The following is a 21,434-nucleotide window of genomic DNA, read 5'->3' as shown; positions in this document are numbered from 1 at the left end:
AATAAAGTTATGCTGCCGAGTTTACTTTCCAACCAGAAAGTTTAATAATATTAAATCCGGCGTAAACAGACCTAAGCATCTACAGACGTTACGAAAGCTTTGCGATTTAATCAAAAGATTCAATAAATAAACATGGCATCCCTCACCCCTAGTGCTAAATTTGACTATCTTGAAGGAACCATCCAAGCTGACAGATTTAACGGATTGGATGGCAACGACATAATTTATGCCAACAGCGGAGACGACTTTCTCGAAGGCGATGCAGGCAAAGACAAAATTTGCGGTGATCAAGGCAACGATACGATTGTTGGCGGAGACGACGACGACATCCTCTGGGGAGGCAAAGGCAGCGACCTAATTGCCGGCAATTCCGGCAACGATAGCATTTACGGGGGCGCAGGTAGCGATACCATAACTGGCGGCACAGGGGATGATATATTTGCCATTGCTAAAGGCAGCGGCGGCGCAACTGTAGCCACAGCCGACTATATCCCCGACTTCGGCAACGGCAATGACAAAATTCGATTGCTAGACGGCCTAGCATTTGAAGACTTAAACATCCAGCAAGGCACAGACGCCAACAGCAACAGTACCGTAATTCAAGACAAACTAACAGGCGAATATTTAGCAGTATTGCCAGGAGTCAACAGCAGCAGCATCAACCGATCCAACTTCACAACTCACCGATCGGGAAACCCAGTCACAGAGTGGAACACCACCTTACTCGACGCCGTGCGGACAGCCAGCAGCGCGCCTCCCCTCGCCTCCCGCAACATGGCAATGGTTCACGCAGCCATTTACGACTCTGTTAACTCTATTAGCAAAAAATACAGCCCTTACCTAGTCAGCATAGATGCACCAGCAGGGGCATCCGAAGAAGCCGCCACAGCAGCCGCAGCCCACCGCACCCTCGTGGGCCTCTACCCAGCACAAGCAGGTAAATTCGACGCAGCATTGCAATCATCTCTAGCAAAAATTCCCGACGGCAAAGCCAAACAAGACGGCATCGCCCTCGGACAGCAAGTTGCCGACCAAATTATCAGTTCGCGGAATACAGACGGCATCACGAAAGTAGTGCAGTACACCCCCAAAACCGACCTTGGCAGTTGGACGCCGACTCCCCCTGCCCTTGCCGCCGCGCTGGCGCCACAGTGGCCGGAGGTGACTCCTTTTGCGATGACTAGCGGTTCTCAGTTCCGCCCGCCCGGCCCGCCCGCCCTTGAGGGCGCCAAGTACGCAGAGGAAGTTAACTATGTCAAAGAAATCGGCAAAAGTGACAGCCTCACTCGGACTCCCGACCAAACAGCCATCGCCAAATTCTGGGCCAACGGCGCAGGTACGTTTACCCCTCCGGGCCACTGGAACCAAATCGCCCAAGATGTCTCTGCCCTGGGGGGTAAATCGCTGGAAGATAGCGCCCGGGTGTTCGCCCTGCTAAATATTGCCCTCGCCGATGCAGCTATTAGCTGCTGGGATGCCAAGTATGAGTACAACTTGTGGCGGCCGGTGACAGCTATTCGCCAAGCTGACACAGACAACAATCCCAACACGACGGCTGACCCCCTGTGGACTCCGCTGCTAACTACTCCGCCTTTCCCGGAGTATATGTCGGGCCACAGTACCTTTAGCGGTGCAGCAGATGCAGTTATGAGTTCTGTATTTGGTTCGGATTTTGGGTTTGGGGACAAGGGAGATCAATCGGTCAACAGTTTGCGAACCTACCAAAGCTTCAGCGAAGCGGCCAACGAATCGGGGATGAGTCGCCTTTACGGAGGGATTCATTTCATGAGTGCTAACGTAGAGGGTTTGAGTGCTGGTAGAAATGTGGGGAACTATGTTGTCGAGAATTTCTTAAAAGCCTAGGAAAGGTTTTTGGTGGGGTGGGGGCGGGTTTACGAGATGGTTTGTTTTGGGCAATTATTGTTGGTGGAAACCGCCCCTACAAGATAAATGAATTTTTACATTTTTCTTTCGGCTTATTCGAGTTCGCTCCCCGACTTCTTTAACAAGTCGGCAGCTAAGTATTCTGTTTTTTAGTGGGCTTATATCAATTCCGGTTGTATCGGAATGATTAAACCACAGAGGGCACAGAGGACACAGAGAAAGATAAGAGAGAGATGCATAATTCCGATGTCAACGGATTTGATATTACTTATTCCAGCAATTCTACAGTGCCGAGATATCCGTCTACTCGGACTTTTTGACCGTCTCGCAAGCGAGTTGTAGCTTCAGCAATATTCATAACTGCGGGAATTTTGTACTCGCGAGCGATAATTGCTCCATGAGACAATTGGCCGCCAACTTCGGCGATAATTGCTGTTGCTCCTAATAGCAGGGGTGCCCAACCTGCATCGGTGTAAGGAACTACTGCGATCGCATTTTCTCCTAAATCTGCTGTCACGGTGCGACAAATCTTGACAAAGCCTTCGACGCAGCCGATACTTGCGGGGATTCCCTGCATGATATTAGTTTCGGATGTTGCGGGGACGATCGACCTTTTCTCAGAATTTGGCAGCAAATTGCCGTAGACGACAGGGGGAATCGGGCGATCGCGATCGGCTAACAGGCGATCGCGCCTTTGGCTAATTGTATCCTGAAAACAAACACTCGCGCCGCTGCGAATCCACTGCTGAATTTCCCCAAATTCCAGATAAAAAATATCCCCGCTTTCCTGAAACACCTGCATTGCCAATCCGCAAGCTTCTATCTCCAAAAAAGTCCAGCGTAAATGAGCCAACAACCGCGCGTAAATTTCGCTTATTTCGTTTTTGACGAGCGATCGCTGCTGACATTTATTTAAGCGCCATTTCTGAGCAAATGTCAAGCCTAATTTACCAGTTTCTGCTAAATTAGCCACAGCAGGTTTTTGAGCCAGAGTTATCAGCAATTTTTGATAAGTTTCCGGCTGTTCTCGCCAAGTAGGAACAGCGATATCCGTTCCCACTTCGCTCAAATATCCATAACTATCAAGCCACTGTGCAAATTCGGCTTGTAAAGCGGAACTTTCAGCAAATACCTGTGCTAACTCGGCGACTGAAACAGTCTCGTCACCTTGCAAAATCGCAGTTTTTCGCAACTTTTGAGATAATTGCTGCAAAGCTCGGATAGAGGCAATTTCCGGAGCAGTATCATTGACAAGCCATTCATCAGCCACGCGAAAAATTGCTTTGCGAATTGCCAGCCCGATCGGCCCTAATATATTGTAGTAAGTAATCGGTTTCAGCCACTCCTGAATTTGCTCGGCTCTCTCCAACAATTTCGACAAATATTGATAATTAGCAATTGCCAATTCCTCTCCCTCTTCCCTCTTCTCTCTTTTTACCCTCAGCGGAGTCGAAGAGTCTTCTTCCTTCTGAAGACTTTGGAGTGCGGGGATGAAAATAGAAGTGCGATCGACCTCAAAATCTGCATTGAGCGCCCTCTCGCGCTGCACCAGACGCCACAAACCAGGCAAAGAAGGCAAAATCTTCCCCAAAGGCGGCTTGCCCATCTTTTGCCCTCTGAGTAAAAATTCCAAACCCTGCTCCGGCAATCCCATCATCCGAAAAATTTCGCCCAACAAAGTCGCATTAAAATAGGCGTGAGAACCCAGCAAAGTTGCCGTTTCGTTAAAATTCAAATGGCTGGCGCGATCGCCCAAAACCACCTGAAAAATCTCTCCCCAAACCCCGCAAGTCAGTGGCCGGTTAATCGACCAAGTTAGGGGGCGAATTGCACCTGGAATCACTTCTGCTGCAATAGTGCGCGTCCAAAACGGCTGTAAATTTGTAATCGGGCGGCTTTGCAAAATCCAAACTTTTTCCCCGTCCCAACTCCACTCAATATCCTGCGGGATTCCGTGAAAAAAAGCTTCTATCGCTTGCGCTTGTTGGACTAATTCTGCTATAATGACTTTGTCAATTATTGAATCTATTTCAATTTTTCTTAAATTTTTTTCTAAAGTTTCAGGCGCACTAAAATCAATTTCCCAATGAAGCGGAGTAACTTGTCCGCCGACAACAGATTCAGCACCTCCCGGTAAAGCTTCAATAATAATCTGGGAACCGCCATCTAAAGGATTGCGGCTGAACATGACACCCGCAATTTTGCTGTCAATGTAAGGCTGAATCAATACAGCCATTTGGGTATCGGGGAGTTGTCGTTGGCGGCGGTAAGCAACAGCTTCGGAAGTCCAATAAGACTGGCGGCAGCGATTAATTGCATCAAGCAATTCTGCTTCAGTGAAAACAGGGCCAATAGTGTGATATTGTCCGGCGGCCGAACTCGTATCGCCATCTTCTCCCGCAGCCGAAGAGCGCACAATCATTCGATTTGGGATTTGGGATTTTAGCTTTTGGATTAAAGCATCAGTAATTGACAATTCCTCATGATTTTCCAGATTATTACTTCCCTCAGACTTCTTCCATCTATCCGTTACATCCGTTAAATCCGCTACATAATCCGTTGCCGAACTTCCTTCTTCCTTCTTCCCTCTTCCTTCTTCCTTCTTCCTTCTATCCTTTACATCCGTTACATCCGTTACATCCCGTACATTGCTCGTTGCCGAACTTCCTTCTTCCTGCGATGGCAATATAAAACCAGCAGGTACATTAAAACCGGCGCGTTTCAGTTGAGACAATTTAGCAGCTTTATCCCCGCAAATTGCAGCATCTAACGAGTCATCTAGAGAAAACAATTGTTCCGATTTAGATAAAGCCATATCATCACCCTGACTGAAATTAATTGCTGCTAACAACAAGGCCAATCCTGCTGCTGCTAAAAATTCGGGGATTGATTGTCGCCACACCCAAACCCAGATTGGGGTGCAAAGACACCCGCAACGGGAAGCAAAAAGTCTCGCCCGATCGCCCTCACCCCACCAGCGCTGTGCCAAACCCCACGCCAGCAGCCCCCAAATGCCCGAGGATACAGCCACCGGCGGCGAAAATACCAAAAGACCCCAAACAGCGTTGGTCACGCCTCCACCTCGGGCGATCGCATATCTGCCCGCAACTAGAGGAATTAACAGGGCGATCGCGATCGCAGGTGCATCCGGAAACCAAAATCGCCCCGCCAAAACCGGAGTAATTCCCCTGACAATTTCCGCCAACAGCGCAGCAATTCCCGCTAATTTCCCCCCGTGAATGAAAGCTGCCGACACCCCAACATTCCCCGTACCCAGCGCCCTCAAATCTCGGCGGGTAAAGACTCGCACCGCCCATCCCGTTAGCGGTAAAGCACCCAGGCTGAAACTAGCAGCCAACAGCAATGCTATTGTCCCCAACGGCATAAAATTAGCTCTCCTATTTTCAACCTCTAACCATTATGACGGCAATTCTGTCACTTTTTCTGTCTTCAGATATATCAACAAAACCGCATTAGCACTTAAGATAATGTAAAAGTAGAGTAGATAAGGATTTAGCCTAATGATAGATATCAGCTTGACCGCTCCCATGGCAGTTGTTGCACCCATCAGGCGAGTAACGATCGATCTGCTGATGCAGCAGCCAGTGCCGGAATCAAGTGTCAGCTTGACCACTCCAATAATAGTTCTTGTTGCTGGCTTTATTGCCGCAGTTACGATCGGCTCGATCGCCTGGTACAACTCCAAGCGCCCCCCCGGTTGGGAAGCCAAAGAACGCCCTGATTTTGTACCGAAAGTTGACAAAGACGATTTGATTGCTGATGTTTCTGAGTCAAAGAAAAAATAGAACCAAGCTGTTTTAGATCGGGAAAAGCTTTGAGAGGAAGAGGAATTACCCTTGCATATCTATCTGGTAGGGTGCGCCTCGGCGCGCCTTACGCTATGTAGAAAGGCTTTGAGTGAAGAGTTTTAATTGACCGAAAGCACTAATGTCAATAAAGGGATCGATCGCTGACGGGATGAGCGATCGATCCCTTTATTGACATTGATGCAAGATATCATTTCAAACAGACTGCAAGCTGTTAACCCGGGATTTAAATTCCGCAGGCACTGGCTTCTAACTGAAAAGCCTAAAAATACTGAAGTTTTATTAAAAATAGAAAAAATTTGGTAAACCTCATAATTTAGAATAAATGGGACATCCTAATCTTAGCTGTTCTTGAAAAACAACCGAGCGATTTAATTATAGGAATTTAGACCTTGACTACAGCTTTGGAGTTCTCTTGAGATTCAGCCTCTGATCAGCGAGTTAGGAGAATTCGTTTCTTTGAATTGGATGAAGCCAGGATATCGCCTCCGCCGAGAAAATCTCCGCTTGTTTTTTTGACAATTCCAAAACGATGACTTCCAGCCCGATCAGATTTAGGATATCCTGATATTTTTGCTTGACTGTGTCAATGTCATCCTAACTTAATCCACCTTTCTCAGCAAATTGCAACAGTACCACCAAGGCTTCCAGTGTTTCTTCAATTTCCTCTAGCTTCAGATTTACTTCATTTTCTGCCAGGACCCGCCCTCGCCCATTCTCTTTTTTAGCATGAAAGTTATTTTCATCGTCTTCCCATTTGAAATATCGTTCCAGGCAATTCAGTTTGGTATCAATATTGCCCAATGTATCGGGATTGGTACGGATCATCTATTCCATCGTTCGCTGGGCGGCTTCCGAATCGCAGTTTGACAGGAACAAGACTAGGATTGAGAAATAGACTGGTGCAATGAAACGGCTCAGGTTCAGAATGTTCTACTCTTGCAACTTGCTGTTGGGAATATAAGCGATAGTATGACTTTCAAACAGATAAACCTCAGTGACTCGCAGCCCAATCTTTTTTAGTACACCGTGGTTGCCGCTTTCTAGCCACAGCACATCCCCAAATTCAAACGGGGTATCTACTAGCAGCCCCAAACCGCTAAAAAAATTTGCCAGGATATCCTTGGTGGCGAAGCCCACAATCAAGCTTGCTCCTCCTAACGTCACCCAGACACCAGTCAAGTCAACTCCAAAGGAACATTGCAAAATCAGAGCAACGCCAGTCTAGAAAATCAAAACTGGAATCACGCCTTCCAGCAAAGAAATTAGGACGTTATCCCACATAACTTCTGTCTGCTGGGCATACTCTTTGAGATATAGCGATCCTAAATCATTTGTGAATTTCTTACTCCCGGACCGCGAGTTCGGGGAGGGCTGGGGTGGGGTAAAAAATTTACGACTCCTGCAAGGATTGCTATAGTAAATTATAACTTGGTTGAAAAGCCGAAGCAACCAGTAAGTTGCGGAAACAATAATGCTGGCAAGTAGGATGCTCTTGACCCCTTCGCTTTCCAGTTTCCAATTGTCAAATGTAACATTCAAACTGGTTAGAATAAAGGCGAGCAAGGCATGATTAGCAGAGACATTGAGCGTAACTAAGGCAATATCTCGTTGCTATTGGCGAAATACCGTCTGCAGGGTGTAAAACAATAACCCATATAGCAGTGTGCCTCCAACGACTGTTAGTAACAAACTACGGAGCATGAGTAAGACTTGCTCAAGGTTGATAGAAAAGAAGGGGAAAATGTACACCATCAGCTACTTGCAAGTTATGACTTTTAGGGATAGCCTACTCAATTTCCAACTTCAGTCCGGGCAACAATTTCTCTAGGTTTTTAAGAGATTTTCCTTGCCAAGGCATATCATTCGACCCCAAAACGACTACCTGAACTCCTTTCTTTTTTCGCATACTGAGAACAAATTTAGACAACATACTAATTCCCGAACTATTGACAAATGCCAAGTTTCTCAAGTCAATCGTTATTGTGTTGGGTTCAGACTCAGCCACTTCCTTCAGTAAGTTTGTGATAGGAGCGTACTCTGTAGATCCACCAAGGCAAAGTTCACCTTTGAAGTAGACCGTTACAGAGTCAGGATCGAATTGAACAATATAGTCTTCACCTTTAACTTCTTGAGTGGCCACTATCGGTTCTATCCTTTCTTAATAACTTAATTTGGGTTCGGGAAAAAACTGGGAACTAGACTGGAACGAGTACCATTGTCGTGACAGCAATCATTTTAGGCTCTTTTTCCACTCTTTCAAATTTCCAGCCTATCTTTGCTGAATAATCATTTATCATCGTTAAAAAACCTAAACCCGATGCTCCACTATTTTCCTCTTCTGCACTTTTTTCTATCTGTTGCAAGTAGAGTTTTTCTGGATCGGAGCACAAGAGTTCCTGAATCAATTTCTGAAACTTATCAAGCCCTTCAGCACTCACACTGTTTGTAGCGAAAAGCACGGCGGTCAGGTCAGCTTCTTCAATAAAGAATATTCCAAATTTAATCTTAAAGTTGGTTACTTGATTATTAAATTTTATCGCATTTTCCAACAGTTCATTTGCTACATAACTAACGGCTCCTTTACTTTCTTTAATGCGTCGTTTCTGGGCTGGATCCTCCTCATCTACCGAGAGAAAGTTGGAAAAATAATCCGCCATAAAATTAGCCGATATTCGATTACTAAGCCAGCGCTTTTTAATTGGAAGTGAATTTGGGGTAAAAGTTAATTCTAACGAATCCTGCGCAGGGGGAAAGCTTTCGACGAAATCTCCAAAGATTTGAGACATGGCTAGTTAGATTCTCAATAAAAAATTTTCTAATTTTATGACCATCAAGGTGATTATATCACAAATGTGTACTCACCCAAACGTTGATTTTTTCGAGGTATTGGCGATCGCTCTAAACCAATGTGGCGGCTTGAGGCTGTGAGTTTTTTTCTACACCTAATTGGGTCCGCTTCACAACCAACAGCGTAATATCATCAAATACTTTTTGAGTGCCGATATGTCCCCGTAAATCGTCAATCACCGCTTGCTTAATTTCTTGTGCCGACAAATGCCAGTTTTGGCTAATGACTTCACACATCTGCTCAACGCCATACTGTTTTTTGTTAATGTCTTTTGCTTCGGGAATACCATCAGTATATAGCACTATACCATCTCCTAGCTGTAGCTCAATTGAAATGTGACTGATGAACTCAGCAATGTCATCGTGGAGGGCAATGGGGAGGCCTAAATCCATTGTGTCCATACGTTCAACCTGTCCACCGTTTCGCACGATGAGCGTTTCTTCATGTTGTCCACTGATGCTGACCCATCCTTCGGAGTAATTTAAAATAGCTAGGGTAAGACTTTTCTCGGAATTCATGCGCTGCACGTTTTTGTAAAGGGTGCGGTTGAGCGCATCTAAAAACCGAACCGGATCAGTTTCGCGGATTTCCTTGAGGGTACGGACTGCCGTTTGCGCCATCAGCATCAGGATGCCACTTTCGAGTCCATGTCCAGTGACATCGCCGATGCCAAGAGTGACAACGCCATCGGTGTTCAAGACATCATAGTAGTCGCCGCCGACTTCATCGGCAGCCTCCATGTATCCAGCAATATCGAGTCCTTCAATTTCCAGTTCTTCAGGATTGGGCAGAATCATTTGCTGCATTTGACGCACGATATCCAATTCAGCACCCATGCGAAGATTGTCTTCCTTGAGTCTCTCGTTGAGGGTAATGATTTCGTGATTGGCAGTTGCTAGTTCTGCCGTGCGTTGTTTGACTTTATCTTCTAACGTTTCAAACAATTCCTTGAGTTGGTCTGCCATACGGTTGAAGGAGTTTCCCAACTTATCAAGTTCAACGAGGCGAGTGTGTTTAACGTATTGCTTCAAGTTGCCATCTGCCATGTCTTCTGAGGCTTGGGTAATCCGCTCAATGGGGCGGGTAATCCAACCAGCAGTGAGAATACCGATCAGAACCGCCATCATCAACGCTACCAGAGACAACCCTATTGTGGTACGAGTATTAGCATTGATTTGACCCATGAAGTCGGATTCTGGAACTACAGTCACGATTAGCCAGTTCAAGCCAAACTGGTCGTGCCAAGGATGAACACGGACAAAGTGAGGTTGTCCTTGAATTTGAAAGTTCAACGTTTGCCTTTTTGTAATTCGCTGAAAATTACTAAACCGATTTTTTAGAGTTTGAGCAGTCCTTTGAATTAACGGATCATTAATGTTTAACGCATTAAAGCGTTGGGTCTTACCATTTACTTTGGCAAAAGAGGGTTGAGAACTAGAATTGGCGATTAACTGCCCATCTCGTTCCATGACAAAAACTCGTCCTGATGAGCTAACGTTTAAGTGGCGCAAAAAGTTCGTAATATTTGATAGTTGTAAATCAACCCCAGTCACGCCAAGTAATTTGCCGTTTTTTGCATAAATGGGACGCACTGCAGCTAGAGAAATGAAGTTGATTTCGTCAACAGAGTACACCGAAGACCAGGTTGATTTACCTGCTTTAGCCGCCTCAATATACCATGAGGATGCCACGAAGTCGTCGGTCCAAAACCGTAGCACTTTACCCCGCTCGCCCTGCTTGTTCACGGCATAGGTAGCTACTTTTACGTTTGTTCTTGCAGAGAGTTCATCAATGATGACTCCTTCCCCTGGAAAGTATTTACCAGCCCCAATAAAGCGTCCATCTGCTAAGGTATTTGAAATATAGCCAACATTATTAAAGGCTTGTACCTGCTTCCAAAAATAACTTCCAGTCAGGTCAAAGTTTTCTATATTGAGTAATCCTGTCTCGATTGCATCAATATTGATCTGATTAATTCGATGAGGTATTGAAAGATAGTCATTTAGCTGCTGATCGGTTTGGTTGCTCACCTCAGTCATCAACTGGTTGGCAAGCTCAGTTACGGCGTGTTGTCCGTTGCGTAATGAAAGATAGCCGACTAATCCAACTGCTGCAACAATTTGCAGGATAAAGGGTACTACGAGGGCAGTGTGGAGGCGGAATTTAAGGGAGCTGTTCTTCATAACAAATTTCACGGGGATAGCGTTTAAGTAAGAATAGTTCACCCTTTTAGCATCGCTTCCAGTTGTTGCAATGCGTTATTATACCTTGGTTTCTACCTGTTGCTTCAAAACCAGCAAAGTGATGTCATCCAACATTTTTTGACTTCCGATATGTCGGCGTACATCGTCAATCACCGCTTGCTTAATTTCTTGTGCCGACAAATGCCAGTTTTGGCTAATGATGTCACACAGTTGCTCAAGTCCATACTGCTTTTTGTTAATGTTTTTTGCTTCGGGAATACCATCGGTATATAGCACTATACCATCTCCTAGCTTTAGCTCAATTGAAACATGACTGATGAATTCAGCAATGTCATCGTCGAGGGCAAGGGGAAAACCTAAATCCATCGTGTCGATGCGCTCAACCTGTCCACCTTGGCGCACAATAATTGTTTCTTCATGCTGACCACTGATGCTGACCCATCCTTTTGAGTAATTTAAAATCGCTAGGGTGAGGCTTTTGTCGGAATTCATGCGCTGCACGTTTTTATACAGGGTGCGGTTGAGCGCATCTAAAAACTGAACCGGATCAGTTTCACGGATTTCGTTAAGGGTGCGAACCGCGGTTTGCGCCATCAGCATTAAGATACCGCTTTCGAGTCCATGTCCAGTGACATCGCCGATGCCAAGAGTGACAACGCCATCGGTGTTTAAAACATCATAGTAGTCGCCGCCGACTTCATCGGCAGCCTCCATGTATGCGGCAATATCGAGCCCGTCAATTTTCAGTTCCTCAGCGTTTGGCAGAATCATCTGCTGCATTTGACGCACGATATCCAATTCAGCACCCATGCGAAGATTGTCTTCCTTGAGTCTTTTGTTGAGGGCAAGGATTTCGCCGTTGGCACTTGCCAGTTCAGTCGTGCGTTCTCTGACTTTATCTTCGAGTGTTTCAAACGATTCCTTCAGTTGCCCTGCCATGCTGTCGAAGGAGCGTTCCAGCGTATCAATTTCCTCAATTTCAATAAAATCAGTGGTGCCTACTCGCTTATCCAGGGTAAGAGCATCTCAATCACCCTTGACAAAAGGATTTGAGAAGAAGCATCATGTATTCATCATTCATTGCAGCCCGTTTTCTTTTCTGTCGCAAGCTACGCTTGAGAGTAGTTTCTTGATTTACAGCATTCAGGGACATCCGTCTGATAACAGCCAAGTTTCGAGGGCTATTCAAGGATCGAATGCGAGATCGATCTTCATTGAAAGTGACATCTAAAACCCAATGTTCTTGATTTTCAATACTCCAATGTTGACGAATGACGCGACCATTAAGCTGGGCATCTACGGGTAAGGAACTTAGGTAAAATTGTACTTCATGAGTGGTTTTGTTCCACAGACAACGGAAACGTTCTACTATAACAATAGTCTGAATATCTGTCCAGTCTTCTTGTTTGTAAAGCCCCCCGAGAACCCCCACTGGAACCGCCCAAACTTTTCGAGTTTCGATTCGATGATGTGCTTTTTACGTTCGGGAATCTTCACTCACTTCAATTCCCCCAAATTGGTTGGCTCTGGCTGTTTCAAACCAGGTTTTGACTTGTTTGTAAAGGGTTGGATGATTCTTTTTCAGAGTAACTACATAATCAGCTTTTTTTTGACGAATCAGCCGTACAATCTCGGTTTGAGTACCCATCGCATCCATCGTAATAATCGCTCCGGTGACATCAATTAATTCCAATAGGGCTGGGATAGCTGTGATTTCATTGGAATGGTTTTCAACTTTAACTTGTCCAAGTACCAACCGATTTTCACTCGCCCACGCCGTCACTAAATGTAAATTCTTTTCCCCTGTTTTTCGGTCATAAGAACCTCGGAGACTTTTTCCATCAATCGGGATAACTTGTTGGACAACTGGCCCAATTAATTGTTTAACCCATTCACTCAACTTCTGTTCTAAAACTTTCGGGTCTACCTTTTCAAAAACTCGTCGTCAGGTATCATCGCTCGGGATACCATTTGGTAAGTCTAAAAATTTTTGCAACCATTGCTGCTTACTGATTCCATAATTTTCCATGTCTTCCCATCCATCACCTCCAGCTATTGTAGATAATATAGCAATGACGAGAATATCTTTCAGTAAGTGACGTTTGGTTCGGTTCACTCTCGGGTCGGGTACGTCATCAAAATAACTTGATAAGCTTCCTTGTAACTCTTGCATAGAGATAGGTGAGGGCTTCTTCAGTAGTTTAGACCTTGGCCGGGCGGGCAGGAATCCTTTATCCATTGAGTTTTACCGCTTAATGACTTAGTTTTTAAGGCATTATAGAATTGCTAATACGTAAATACCACATTTTTTATATTTGTCTTTTTGTCAAGTACAATTTATACTAAATTAGATGAGCTTACCCTGCGATACCTGCCTCTAACGGCGGTGATATTTTGCTGCGGGTTGCTATCGATTATTTTACACCTTTAGAGGGAGTTAAAAAGTGCGATCGCCTTCGAGAGATTATTTTGGGTAGGACTTACGCGCGGGTATCTAGAAACCCGGCTTTTTTACCGGGTTTGTAGAGTAAGTTTGGTGGAGACACTTCCGACGGACAAGAAAAGGGCCCAGGTAGTTTCAAAGCATAGTCTTCGGGTGCGTCAGTTCCAATAATTGCTCAATGTCAAAAGCTTTTCGGTTTTTGACCCCGCCGACAAACGGATACTTGCGAACGGATGCTGTCGTGGATATATAAAAATTTTAGACTCTTGTTCAAGATACCAGATTCATCTGTGGAGTAAATCTAACATCTAAAATCTCAAATCCAGTGACCCACCGTAGCAGCGACTAACCTGAGAACGCTACTGCTAACTTGGGAATTGTTCGACTTTTGCTTCAGCTTGCAAAGTCAGCACACCAGCTTCCACATTTAGCTGCTGAATTCGCAGGGACATTCCCTCAAGTTCAAAATTTCGCAAGTTTAAAACTTCCCCAGCTTTGTCCGCCAAAGCTTCTGTTAACTCAGGCGAAAATTCCTTGTTTTCGGGATACTCGACATCCTGAAGAGAAATTGCCCAACCGTCCGCTGCGATCTGAGGTTTTGCTGTAAAATAAATCTTTTCTGTTGAGGCATTTTCCTGCACCAATACCTCAGCATTTAAAGCGATTTTTCCGGCTAGCAATTGGCACTCAATAGTTTTAACGTCTATGGTCACCCGCTGGCCGTCAACAGTCACTTTTAAGTTGTTCAGTTTTCTACTGATGTATTCGGAATTAAAAGCGCGGTTGATATCGCTTTCGGTTAAAACTGCGCGTGCGGTACCGAAGGCAGGGCCGTTGAGTTCAATTTTGCCAAACATAGCGGTGAGGGGATTGACAGCAATATCTTTGACGTGAAGTTGCAGTTCTTCCACCCGCAAATCTTGTTGCATTACTAACCCTTTGCCCTCAACCGCAACGGCCTCTACTGATCCCTGGGCTAGCTGGCCCGGATCGGTGTCCACTGTCACCGACAAAGTTTCCGATTCGTCTAATTTGCTAGCAATAGCAATCTCGGCCACTTTGTCGATCGCCTGTTCCCCTAAACTCCTATTTTGTTGAAGCATGCTCAGAATTCCTAATAATTATTGTTTCCCAAATAGTAGTTAATACCTAATTTAGTTAGCGTCTTTCTCTCGGCAGGTTTCTCGTCTTAAAAAAACTCAGCCAAAGACAGAGGGTTTCCCGAAAATGGCTAAAATTAGTAGGGTGCGCGCCCTACGTTGAGTCCGTTGCGAAGCGGTGAAAAATCAAAAACTCGGATTTTTGCCAAAAGTCTTTTCGAGAAGTTCGATCGCCCGCTACAATAAGTAAGAGCCGGCACCGCTTTTTGCAATGAATTCAGAATCAACTCTCGCTAGACTACAAGCTACACTTCCCGACGGAAAACTGCCTTCTAGCTACGGGGTATACTTCAAAAACACCCTAGTAGCCCTGTGTCACGCCCTAGAAGACCACATTTTACAAACCAGCACCGGGGACAATATCGAACTAAAGCCCTTAGTTTTGGTGACGTTTCAGCAGGGAAAATGGTATTTACAGGAAGCCGATCGCTACCTAGATATTGCTAATGCCTCTCGGCGCGTTGTGATAGGTGCAGTAGCCGACAGCGGTTTCGCTAGCCACCAAACCGGTCAATTAGAAAATGTATCTTTAATAAATCTCGATGAGAACGACCCCATAATCCAAGAATGGAATTTAATCATCCTCGCCCCGACATACAAAGCAATGGTGCTTTGCCGCGAACTTTCAGACCAGGAATACTTGCCCGAGGGCAAGCCAGAAGTAGATACAGAACGAAAGTTCTACGGTTTGTGGTCCTTTGACCAGTCTTTGGTGTCGGCGGCTGCAGAAATTTTTATAGAACAGACGCGACATTACAACTCCCCCCTAGCCGACAGTTTGCTGGAAATGCACCACGAAATCCTGGCAACCAAAGGCCCGGCCTTGGCAGATATTAGTGGCGTGGTATCCCGGATAGTCACTTACCTGCAAAGTTCTCAGCAGCAAATGGTAGCAATTAACCGCCAAACCCGCGAGTTGTGGGAATTGGAAGGTCAAGCTTTGCGCATCAGCCGCAATTTGAACGCTAACAAACTTCAAGCTTTTCTGCGGATGGCGCAGCGCGTGGACGAACGCGATACCTCAAATCCAACAGCGTCTTTGCAGGTGGCGGCTTTGTCGGAAACTTTGGGTCAACTGCTGGATTTGCCGGCTTTGCAGTTGCGCAGGCTGCGCCTGGCTGGATTGCTGTTTCGAGTCGGCTTAGTTTCGGCCCCGAATGAGGTGTTCGATCGCACTCCCGATGCTTTCGACCAAGCAACTTTATCATTTTGGCGCGATCGCAGTTTCATCGGTTCCCAACTGCTGCAAGCAATGCCGGAACTAGCACCTGTGGCGGAAATTGTCAAGCACAAACTCGAATATTGGGACGGCAGCGGCAGGCCAGAGGGTTTGCGAGGCGAAGCGATACCCGTTGCTTCGCGGATTTTGGGGTTGGTCGCTTATTTTCAAGAATTAACTCAACCGCGTGGCGATCGTCCGGCTTTGAGTTTGAGCGAGGCTTTGTCCAAGTGCCGGGAACTCTGCGACATTCGCTTCGATCCGGCTTTGGTGGAAACTCTCAGCAACGTCGTCAGGCTCGCAGAAATGGGTTTGATGGAGTTACCGACCCGCCCGAGTCAACTGCCGAATGTATGGTTGGAGGATTTGGGCGATCGAGCTTCAACGGCTGCTCCGGCATTATAAAATAACAGGATTGGTAAGGGGCGATCGGTAATTGGTAATTGGGAATTGGGGATTTAGGACTCGGGTACAAATCCTTTCCAACACGAGAAAAAATCAGCCCTCTGTACTCCGTGCGCACCCTACCGCTTTCCCAAACTCGAAAAAATCAGTCCTCTGTGCTGGCTCCGTGCGCACCCTAACGCTCTTAGTGGGAGCCCTAGCCTCTCTGTGCTGGCTCCGTGCGCACCCTACCGCTCTACTAATGACTAATGACTAAAAACTAATGACTAATGACCTCGAAGCCATACGCAAAGGCAAAATTCTGATGTTGGCCGGCACCGATTTAGCCGGCACAGACTTAGCGGGAGCCGATCTCGCGGCTGCTGACTTGTCTCAAGCCAACTTGAGTGGAGCTAATCTCGCCGGCGCTAACTTGCAGCGGGCCGTATTGCGAGCCAACCTCCGCGGCGCTGACTTGAGCGGCGCTGACTTGCGAGGTGCAGATTTTCGGAATGCCGATTTGCGGGGGGCTTCCTTCGCTAACGCTTTAGTCCGCGACGCAAGTTTTGGGGGTGCTTTTTTGACAGGCGCTGCCCTCGGCAATTTGGATTTGAGCGGTGTCGATTTTCGCGGCGCCGATTTGCGGGGCGCTTCTTTGGGTCGGGCAATTTTGCTTGCTGCCGATTTGAGCCATGCTAATTTGTCCGGCGCTGATTTGTCGGGAGCTGACTTGGAAGAAGCGCTCCTGAATGGCGCCGTACTGCGCGGCGCTAACCTGACGGGGGCTAATTTGCTTTGCGCCTTGATCGAACAAACCGTTTGGGATGGGGCGTTGCTCGATCGCGCCTGTCTCCAAGGCACCCCCCTGAGCCCTTAAATTTCAACAGTGTTGTTTTGAAGACAGACAAAAAAACAACATCTGCTTATGAAGTGAATAAGCACAAGCTATTTTTACATTTCTTAATAGAAGGTTATAATGGCGACTGTAGATGAGCAAACGAATAAATGGTAGCAGCTTTGTTTAGCGGTACATCCTTTCAAGGTCAAAGTGGCGATCGCCTTGTCAGCAAAGTAGCAGGAGCTGCGATCGCAGCCTTATTCAAGCGTTCGGAAAAGGCCGAAGCCAATATCCGAGTCGAACCCGTAGCCAAACTCTTGCAGGGAAGCATCGACGGTTTCGACTTCGTTGGCAAAGGTATGTTGATGTACAACGGCCTGCGCATAGAAGTGATGGAACTCTACCTGCAAGCACTCTCAATTGATTTTGGGGCAATTTTTGCAGGTCAAGTGAAATTGCGGCAGCCTACCCAGGCAAATATGCGAGTAGTTTTAAGTCGATCGGATTTAACCACCTCATTCAATACACCTTTTGTAGTTGAAAAACTCCAGAAGCTGAAGTATCAAGAGCAATCACTGCACTTTCAAAACACTGAAGTCAGCTTCGGCGCCGACAAATCAATTCGGCTTCAGTCCGAAATTACCGTAGGCGATGCCAGCGAACCGGTCAAAATAGATATTACTGCTCAATTGCAAGTAGAAGACAGGCGCAAAATCCAATTTGTCAGCGTTACTTACGGCGGTAACGAGCAAGCAGTAGATTTGGGTCAAGCTATAATTGCCCACGTAAATAACTTGCTCGACTTAGACAAATTTGCCTTAGAGGGCACTCAACTGCGGGTTGACCGCTGCCGAGTTCAGAACGACGAGCTGGTTTTCTATGGTTGGGCTGGTATCGAACAGTTCCCCAAAGGCAAGCGCTAGACCTCAGTCTGCTGAGGTGGGCAAATTAGATTTGTTTGAGGAATTTTATAGCTTAACAGCACAACCCGCCTGCGCGGGTTTTGCTATTTTAGCGACAGTTTTTAAGCTGTGGCGCTGCTAGCGTAAGGTCGCGCTCTAGCCTTTCTCACAAAAATTGGGTATACCGAAACCTCCTGTGTTGCCAAGCTTTTAAGCTATATGTCATCTACCCAAGAAATGCTATATATTGCGCCGTATTTCCCGAACTAAGCTGTCGCGCATTTAATTAATCAACTACTGCGTACTTAAACTATTGTGGGCTGGCAACTCCTAGCGCACCATCAAGCTTAAATTTAAATGCAAAATAGTTAGTTGATTCACTGGGATTCTATTCTCGCCTCAAAATCAGCACTCAGGTTGATGCGATCGCACAACTTACCTTGATAAAGTTAGATGGCCCTCAACCCAGAAACCGGGTTTGAAGGACTAAATTCTCTGGTAAAAGGCGATCGCCAGGAGTTGAACAACCCGGTTGATGAGAGTCGCGAGGGCCTAAGTCTTGTGAGAAAATAAATAACCCCAAAAGAGGAAAAATGCTCGGAATTTATTTATTTTGTATCTACGTCGCAGTATTGTCCGTGTTAGCTGGATCCAGCCTCCGCAGCCCCGAGAAATGGTGGGTAGAAATTGTCACAGATTTGCCCCGCTGTACCTACTATTTTGGCCCTTTCGACACCGACAAAGAAGCCTCCAGCAATATCCCGGGCTACGTCGAAGACCTCGAAAGCGAGGGAGCGAGAAGAGTTAGCATCCGCATCAAACGGTGTCAGCCTTCGGAACTCACGATTTGCGACAGTGAATTCTCAGAGGGTATGGCGGCTTAATCATGTTGATACTCCAGACAGCAGAAACCGGGTTTTTTGACGAAAATACTCCGTCTATGGCGATGGATATCCGTTAAACAACCCGGTTTCTGAGCGTCAAGAGTCTGTAAGTTCTGTGTGAGTTTTTCATAAACGGAAGCCTCAACAATAATATTAAGCATTGTCTTGTCCTAGTCCTTACCTTGCGGGCTTTGTATTTGTAGTGGTGGCTTAAAAGTCGGCATATTCTCCACCAAAATGCAGATTTTAGCCACCATTAACTGCCGAAAATTATCGGGATCAAATCAGCACTGAGGACGAGCCGATCGCTCCCGTGGCATTGATAAATTTAGAACAGTAAAAACTACTTAAATCTGCCCAGAGGTACATATGTTTGAAATCTCTATGTTGGGTATGTTTTTCACGGCTTTTTGGCTGCTAGCTCAACCTGCTAGCAGCACTCGACGCGACGAATGGTGGGTAGAAGTTGATACAGATTCGCCAAAGCGTACCTATTACTTTGGGCCCTATGATAGCAGACAGGAAGCTTCTGACAGATCGACCGGCTACATCCGAGACCTGGAGAACAAAGGAGCTAAAAAAATTACCATCAACCTCAAACAAGGTAGCCAACCTACTCAGCTAAAAGCTAGCGAAGAGTCTTGAGAAGGTGGAATGCTCAAGTATGAATAGGTTGATAAAGCTAAATCCGCTCGGGGGCGGGTTCACCAATATCGATGACTTCAGATCCCGGATATTTGTAAATCCGCCTAAACCCGAGGGATGATTCACTCTTTTGATTTTGTTTGGTAAGGGCAATGCAAGTTTTTTCAAAGTAGCGCTTGGTTTAAATTGCTCCGGGGATTAAAAGTGCGATTGGCCTTGATTTTTTCATAGCATTCGCGTTCTACAGTGCTAATTTCTTTCGGTGGCACGATCGCAATTTTTACCAACAAATCAGTCCGCTCGTTTTTCTTCGGTTTCGGCCATCCTTTGCCCCGCAACCGCAAAGACTGACCCGAACGAATCCCCGCTGGAACTTTCACAGTGATCATACCTTCAGGTGCCGGCACTTCCATTGAAGCTCCCAACACAGCTTCGTCGGGAGTTATCGGCACTTCGCAGACCAAATTCTCTCCCTCAAACTGGAAGAAAGAGTGAGGCAAAACTTCTAATTTTAGGTACAAATCTCCCTGCTGCTTCGTGTACGGATCAACTTGACCTTTGCCTTTTACCCGAATTTTGCTGCCGGTTTTCACTCCTGCAGGAATCGAAACTTCGCCCGTGGCGACGCGCTTGGAAGTTCCCCGAAATGCTTCCCCCAGAGTCAGGGAAATCGCAACTTCAGTGTCGAGAGAGCTTCCTGCGCTGCGGTTTTCGTACCCCGCAAAATCTTCAAATCCGCCAAAACCGGTGGGCCCGCCGCTACTGGTGCGGTAGTTGCTGTAATTCCACTTACCGTTGCGCCCACTACCAGCACTGCTACCTGCACGGCCTAGCAAGGCATTGATAAATTCGTCAAAACTGCCGTACTCGCTGAAGTCAACCCCGCCAAAGTCTACATTCGTAGCGCCCCCGCCTGGCCATCCGCCTGGAGTTGTCGCAGCTTGCTTCCAGTATTGACCGTATTGGTCGTATTTTTTCCGTTTTTCTGGGTCTGAGAGCACTTCGTAAGCTTCGTTTACTTCTTTAAAACGAGCTTCGGCTTCTTTGTTCCCGGGGTTCATGTCCGGGTGATATTTCCGGGCTAGTTTGCGAAAAGTTTTTTTAATTTCGTCAGAGCTGGCAGTTTTGTTGAGTCCCAAAATAGCGTAATAGTCTTTAAAATCTGTTGCAGCCATTAAGCAATCCCCTCTTTATTAGTTGTTAGTTGTTAGTTGTTAGAAAGAATAAATCCCAAATTAGCAGGATGGCGAATTAGCTTGATGCCAGGGGCAAAAGTGCCTGGGGCATCTGATTCAAATTATAGGTTATCAAAGGTTTGGGATCGATCGAGTTCGGTTGTTGCTTGGCGTTCGATCGCAATTTCCGCACTCCGCTGCTGTTTGAGATTTTATAGCATTCGGCTCTCTTGTGCTGAAGGCAGCCGGAGCAGGCGGCTTTCTTATGCTTTTGGCCTTCGACAATAAAAACAATGGTTTCATATCAATTAAGAACGTCCTCACCCGTCAGGGCCGTTGCTCTACCTTTGAGCTTTTAAACGGTGAAACTCTTGCCACGATTAGTTTTGAGGAGTTGTGCGCTCAACCGGGCTTGTCCGAGGCGGCGAGAGCTTTAGGCGGCAGCCCGGTTGAGGCGAGTCCGGGAAAGCTGCTGCTGTTGCTCTTTCGAGGCAAATCCGGGTTGACTGGCGCGGACGATCGATCTTTTTTTGCTGTTTTTTTGCGGTGTGCGGTGCGATCGAACTTCTCGATCTGAGCTTTTCACCCAATGCAAATCCTCGAAAGTTCTCATCAGCAACTCTGGTCGAATCTGCTGCCTGAATTATTGCCAACTTCTACCTTAAAGCCTGCAGTTATTCCCCCACCTTTCGAGATATTTTCCCCTCACATCAGAGCGGTGCTATACAATCTTATTTTTTCAGTATCATAATAGATTTAAGTCCAAGTAATATAACCTAATCTCTCTGGTGTCTGTTAACTAGAACACACACTTTTAAAAAAATTAAGATAGGATAGTAGAGCGATAAGCTTTTAACGCTACGAGAGTGCTAACATTGTCAGGAACCTCAGCCTAAAGGCATGAGGCTTGGAAGAGAAATCTAACAAGCCGTTCTGACCAGCCTAAGTCCGCTTGCGGACTATGTTTTTTGAGTCACGATACCGGAGAATGCGTAGCTAGTTTTCCGCTCTATCGCTC

The 21,434-nt window shown here is 46.3% G+C and carries 16 protein-coding genes and 2 pseudogenes; 8 read left to right on the top strand and 10 right to left on the bottom strand.

Annotation, left to right across the window (positions count from 1 at the left end; genetic code table 11):
* Positions 1–132 precede the first annotated feature (132 nt).
* Positions 133–1,863 carry a phosphatase PAP2 family protein gene (locus ACUVJL_RS23905; RefSeq protein WP_445248115.1) on the top strand — a complete coding sequence of 577 codons (1,731 nt, stop codon included), beginning with the start codon at positions 133–135 and terminating at the stop codon, positions 1,861–1,863.
* A gap of 289 nt (positions 1,864–2,152) precedes the next feature.
* On the opposite strand, the gene ACUVJL_RS23900 is transcribed toward ACUVJL_RS23905, so the two are convergent.
* A complete protein-coding gene (locus ACUVJL_RS23900) occupies positions 2,153–5,269 on the bottom strand; it encodes a glycerol-3-phosphate acyltransferase (protein ID WP_445248114.1) in 3,117 nt (1,038 codons plus the stop codon).
* 208 nt (positions 5,270–5,477) lie between these two features.
* On the opposite strand from ACUVJL_RS23900, the gene psb35 reads away from it, so the two are divergent.
* Positions 5,478–5,690 carry a photosystem II assembly protein Psb35 gene (psb35, locus tag ACUVJL_RS23895; protein ID WP_445248116.1) on the top strand — a complete coding sequence of 71 codons (213 nt, stop codon included), beginning with the start codon at positions 5,478–5,480 and terminating at the stop codon, positions 5,688–5,690.
* Positions 5,691–6,308: 618 nt separating this feature from the next.
* Here the strand turns inward: psb35 and ACUVJL_RS23890 are convergent.
* The 8 genes and pseudogenes from ACUVJL_RS23890 to ACUVJL_RS23855 all read right to left on the bottom strand — a co-directional run bounded on the left by ACUVJL_RS23890 (position 6,309) and on the right by ACUVJL_RS23855 (position 14,312).
* Positions 6,309–6,539: a hypothetical protein gene (locus tag ACUVJL_RS23890; protein ID WP_445248113.1), complete on the bottom strand. Its 231-nt coding sequence runs from the start codon at positions 6,537–6,539 to the stop codon at positions 6,309–6,311.
* 105 nt (positions 6,540–6,644) lie between these two features.
* The gene (locus ACUVJL_RS23885) at positions 6,645–6,917 is read right to left on the bottom strand and encodes a mechanosensitive ion channel domain-containing protein (RefSeq protein ID WP_445248112.1); all 273 of its coding nucleotides are present in this window, start codon (positions 6,915–6,917) and stop codon (positions 6,645–6,647) included.
* A gap of 583 nt (positions 6,918–7,500) precedes the next feature.
* Positions 7,501–7,854, bottom strand: a complete 354-nt coding sequence (locus ACUVJL_RS23880) for a slr1659 superfamily regulator (RefSeq protein WP_445248111.1) — start codon at positions 7,852–7,854, stop codon at positions 7,501–7,503.
* Positions 7,855–7,909: 55 nt separating this feature from the next.
* A complete protein-coding gene (locus tag ACUVJL_RS23875; RefSeq protein WP_445248110.1) occupies positions 7,910–8,500 on the bottom strand; it encodes a DUF6272 family protein in 591 nt (196 codons plus the stop codon).
* A 112-nt stretch (positions 8,501–8,612) separates the two neighbouring features.
* Entirely contained in the window at positions 8,613–10,745 is a 2,133-nt protein-coding gene (locus ACUVJL_RS23870) for a SpoIIE family protein phosphatase (protein ID WP_445248109.1), read from the bottom strand.
* Between the two features lie 78 nt (positions 10,746–10,823).
* Positions 10,824–11,741 (bottom strand): annotated as a pseudogene (locus tag ACUVJL_RS23865) (PP2C family protein-serine/threonine phosphatase); the annotation flags it as partial.
* Positions 11,742–11,796: 55 nt separating this feature from the next.
* A pseudogene (locus ACUVJL_RS23860) lies at positions 11,797–13,005 on the bottom strand (ISAs1 family transposase).
* Positions 13,006–13,574: 569 nt separating this feature from the next.
* On the bottom strand, positions 13,575–14,312 hold the full coding sequence (locus ACUVJL_RS23855) for an LmeA family phospholipid-binding protein (protein ID WP_445248108.1): 738 nt from the start codon (positions 14,310–14,312) through the stop codon (positions 13,575–13,577).
* Between the two features lie 268 nt (positions 14,313–14,580).
* Here ACUVJL_RS23855 and ACUVJL_RS23850 point away from each other — a divergent pair, with 268 nt between their 5' ends.
* From ACUVJL_RS23850 to ACUVJL_RS23830, 5 genes are all read left to right on the top strand, one after another.
* Complete coding sequence (locus ACUVJL_RS23850; RefSeq protein WP_445248107.1) at positions 14,581–15,993, top strand: DICT sensory domain-containing protein; 1,413 nt, start codon at positions 14,581–14,583, stop codon at positions 15,991–15,993.
* Between the two features lie 262 nt (positions 15,994–16,255).
* The gene (locus ACUVJL_RS23845; protein WP_445248106.1) at positions 16,256–16,849 is read left to right on the top strand and encodes a pentapeptide repeat-containing protein; all 594 of its coding nucleotides are present in this window, start codon (positions 16,256–16,258) and stop codon (positions 16,847–16,849) included.
* A gap of 128 nt (positions 16,850–16,977) precedes the next feature.
* Entirely contained in the window at positions 16,978–17,733 is a 756-nt protein-coding gene (locus ACUVJL_RS23840; protein ID WP_333442019.1) for a DUF2993 domain-containing protein, read from the top strand.
* A gap of 572 nt (positions 17,734–18,305) precedes the next feature.
* The gene (locus ACUVJL_RS23835) at positions 18,306–18,596 is read left to right on the top strand and encodes a DUF1816 domain-containing protein (protein WP_445248105.1); all 291 of its coding nucleotides are present in this window, start codon (positions 18,306–18,308) and stop codon (positions 18,594–18,596) included.
* A gap of 369 nt (positions 18,597–18,965) precedes the next feature.
* The gene (locus tag ACUVJL_RS23830; RefSeq protein WP_445248104.1) at positions 18,966–19,241 is read left to right on the top strand and encodes a DUF1816 domain-containing protein; all 276 of its coding nucleotides are present in this window, start codon (positions 18,966–18,968) and stop codon (positions 19,239–19,241) included.
* A 164-nt stretch (positions 19,242–19,405) separates the two neighbouring features.
* On the opposite strand, the gene ACUVJL_RS23825 is transcribed toward ACUVJL_RS23830, so the two are convergent.
* Complete coding sequence (locus ACUVJL_RS23825) at positions 19,406–20,416, bottom strand: DnaJ C-terminal domain-containing protein (protein WP_445248103.1); 1,011 nt, start codon at positions 20,414–20,416, stop codon at positions 19,406–19,408.
* A gap of 265 nt (positions 20,417–20,681) precedes the next feature.
* On the opposite strand from ACUVJL_RS23825, the gene ACUVJL_RS23820 reads away from it, so the two are divergent.
* Positions 20,682–20,993: a hypothetical protein gene (locus ACUVJL_RS23820; protein WP_445248102.1), complete on the top strand. Its 312-nt coding sequence runs from the start codon at positions 20,682–20,684 to the stop codon at positions 20,991–20,993.
* Positions 20,994–21,434 lie beyond the last annotated feature (441 nt).

It is taken from the genome of Microcoleus sp. OTE_8_concoct_300 (assembly GCF_031383065.1).
Lineage (GTDB): Bacteria > Cyanobacteriota > Cyanobacteriia > Cyanobacteriales > Microcoleaceae > Microcoleus.
The sequence above is the reverse complement of the archived record's forward strand: the minus strand, read 5'-3'. Positions and strand labels throughout refer to the sequence as shown.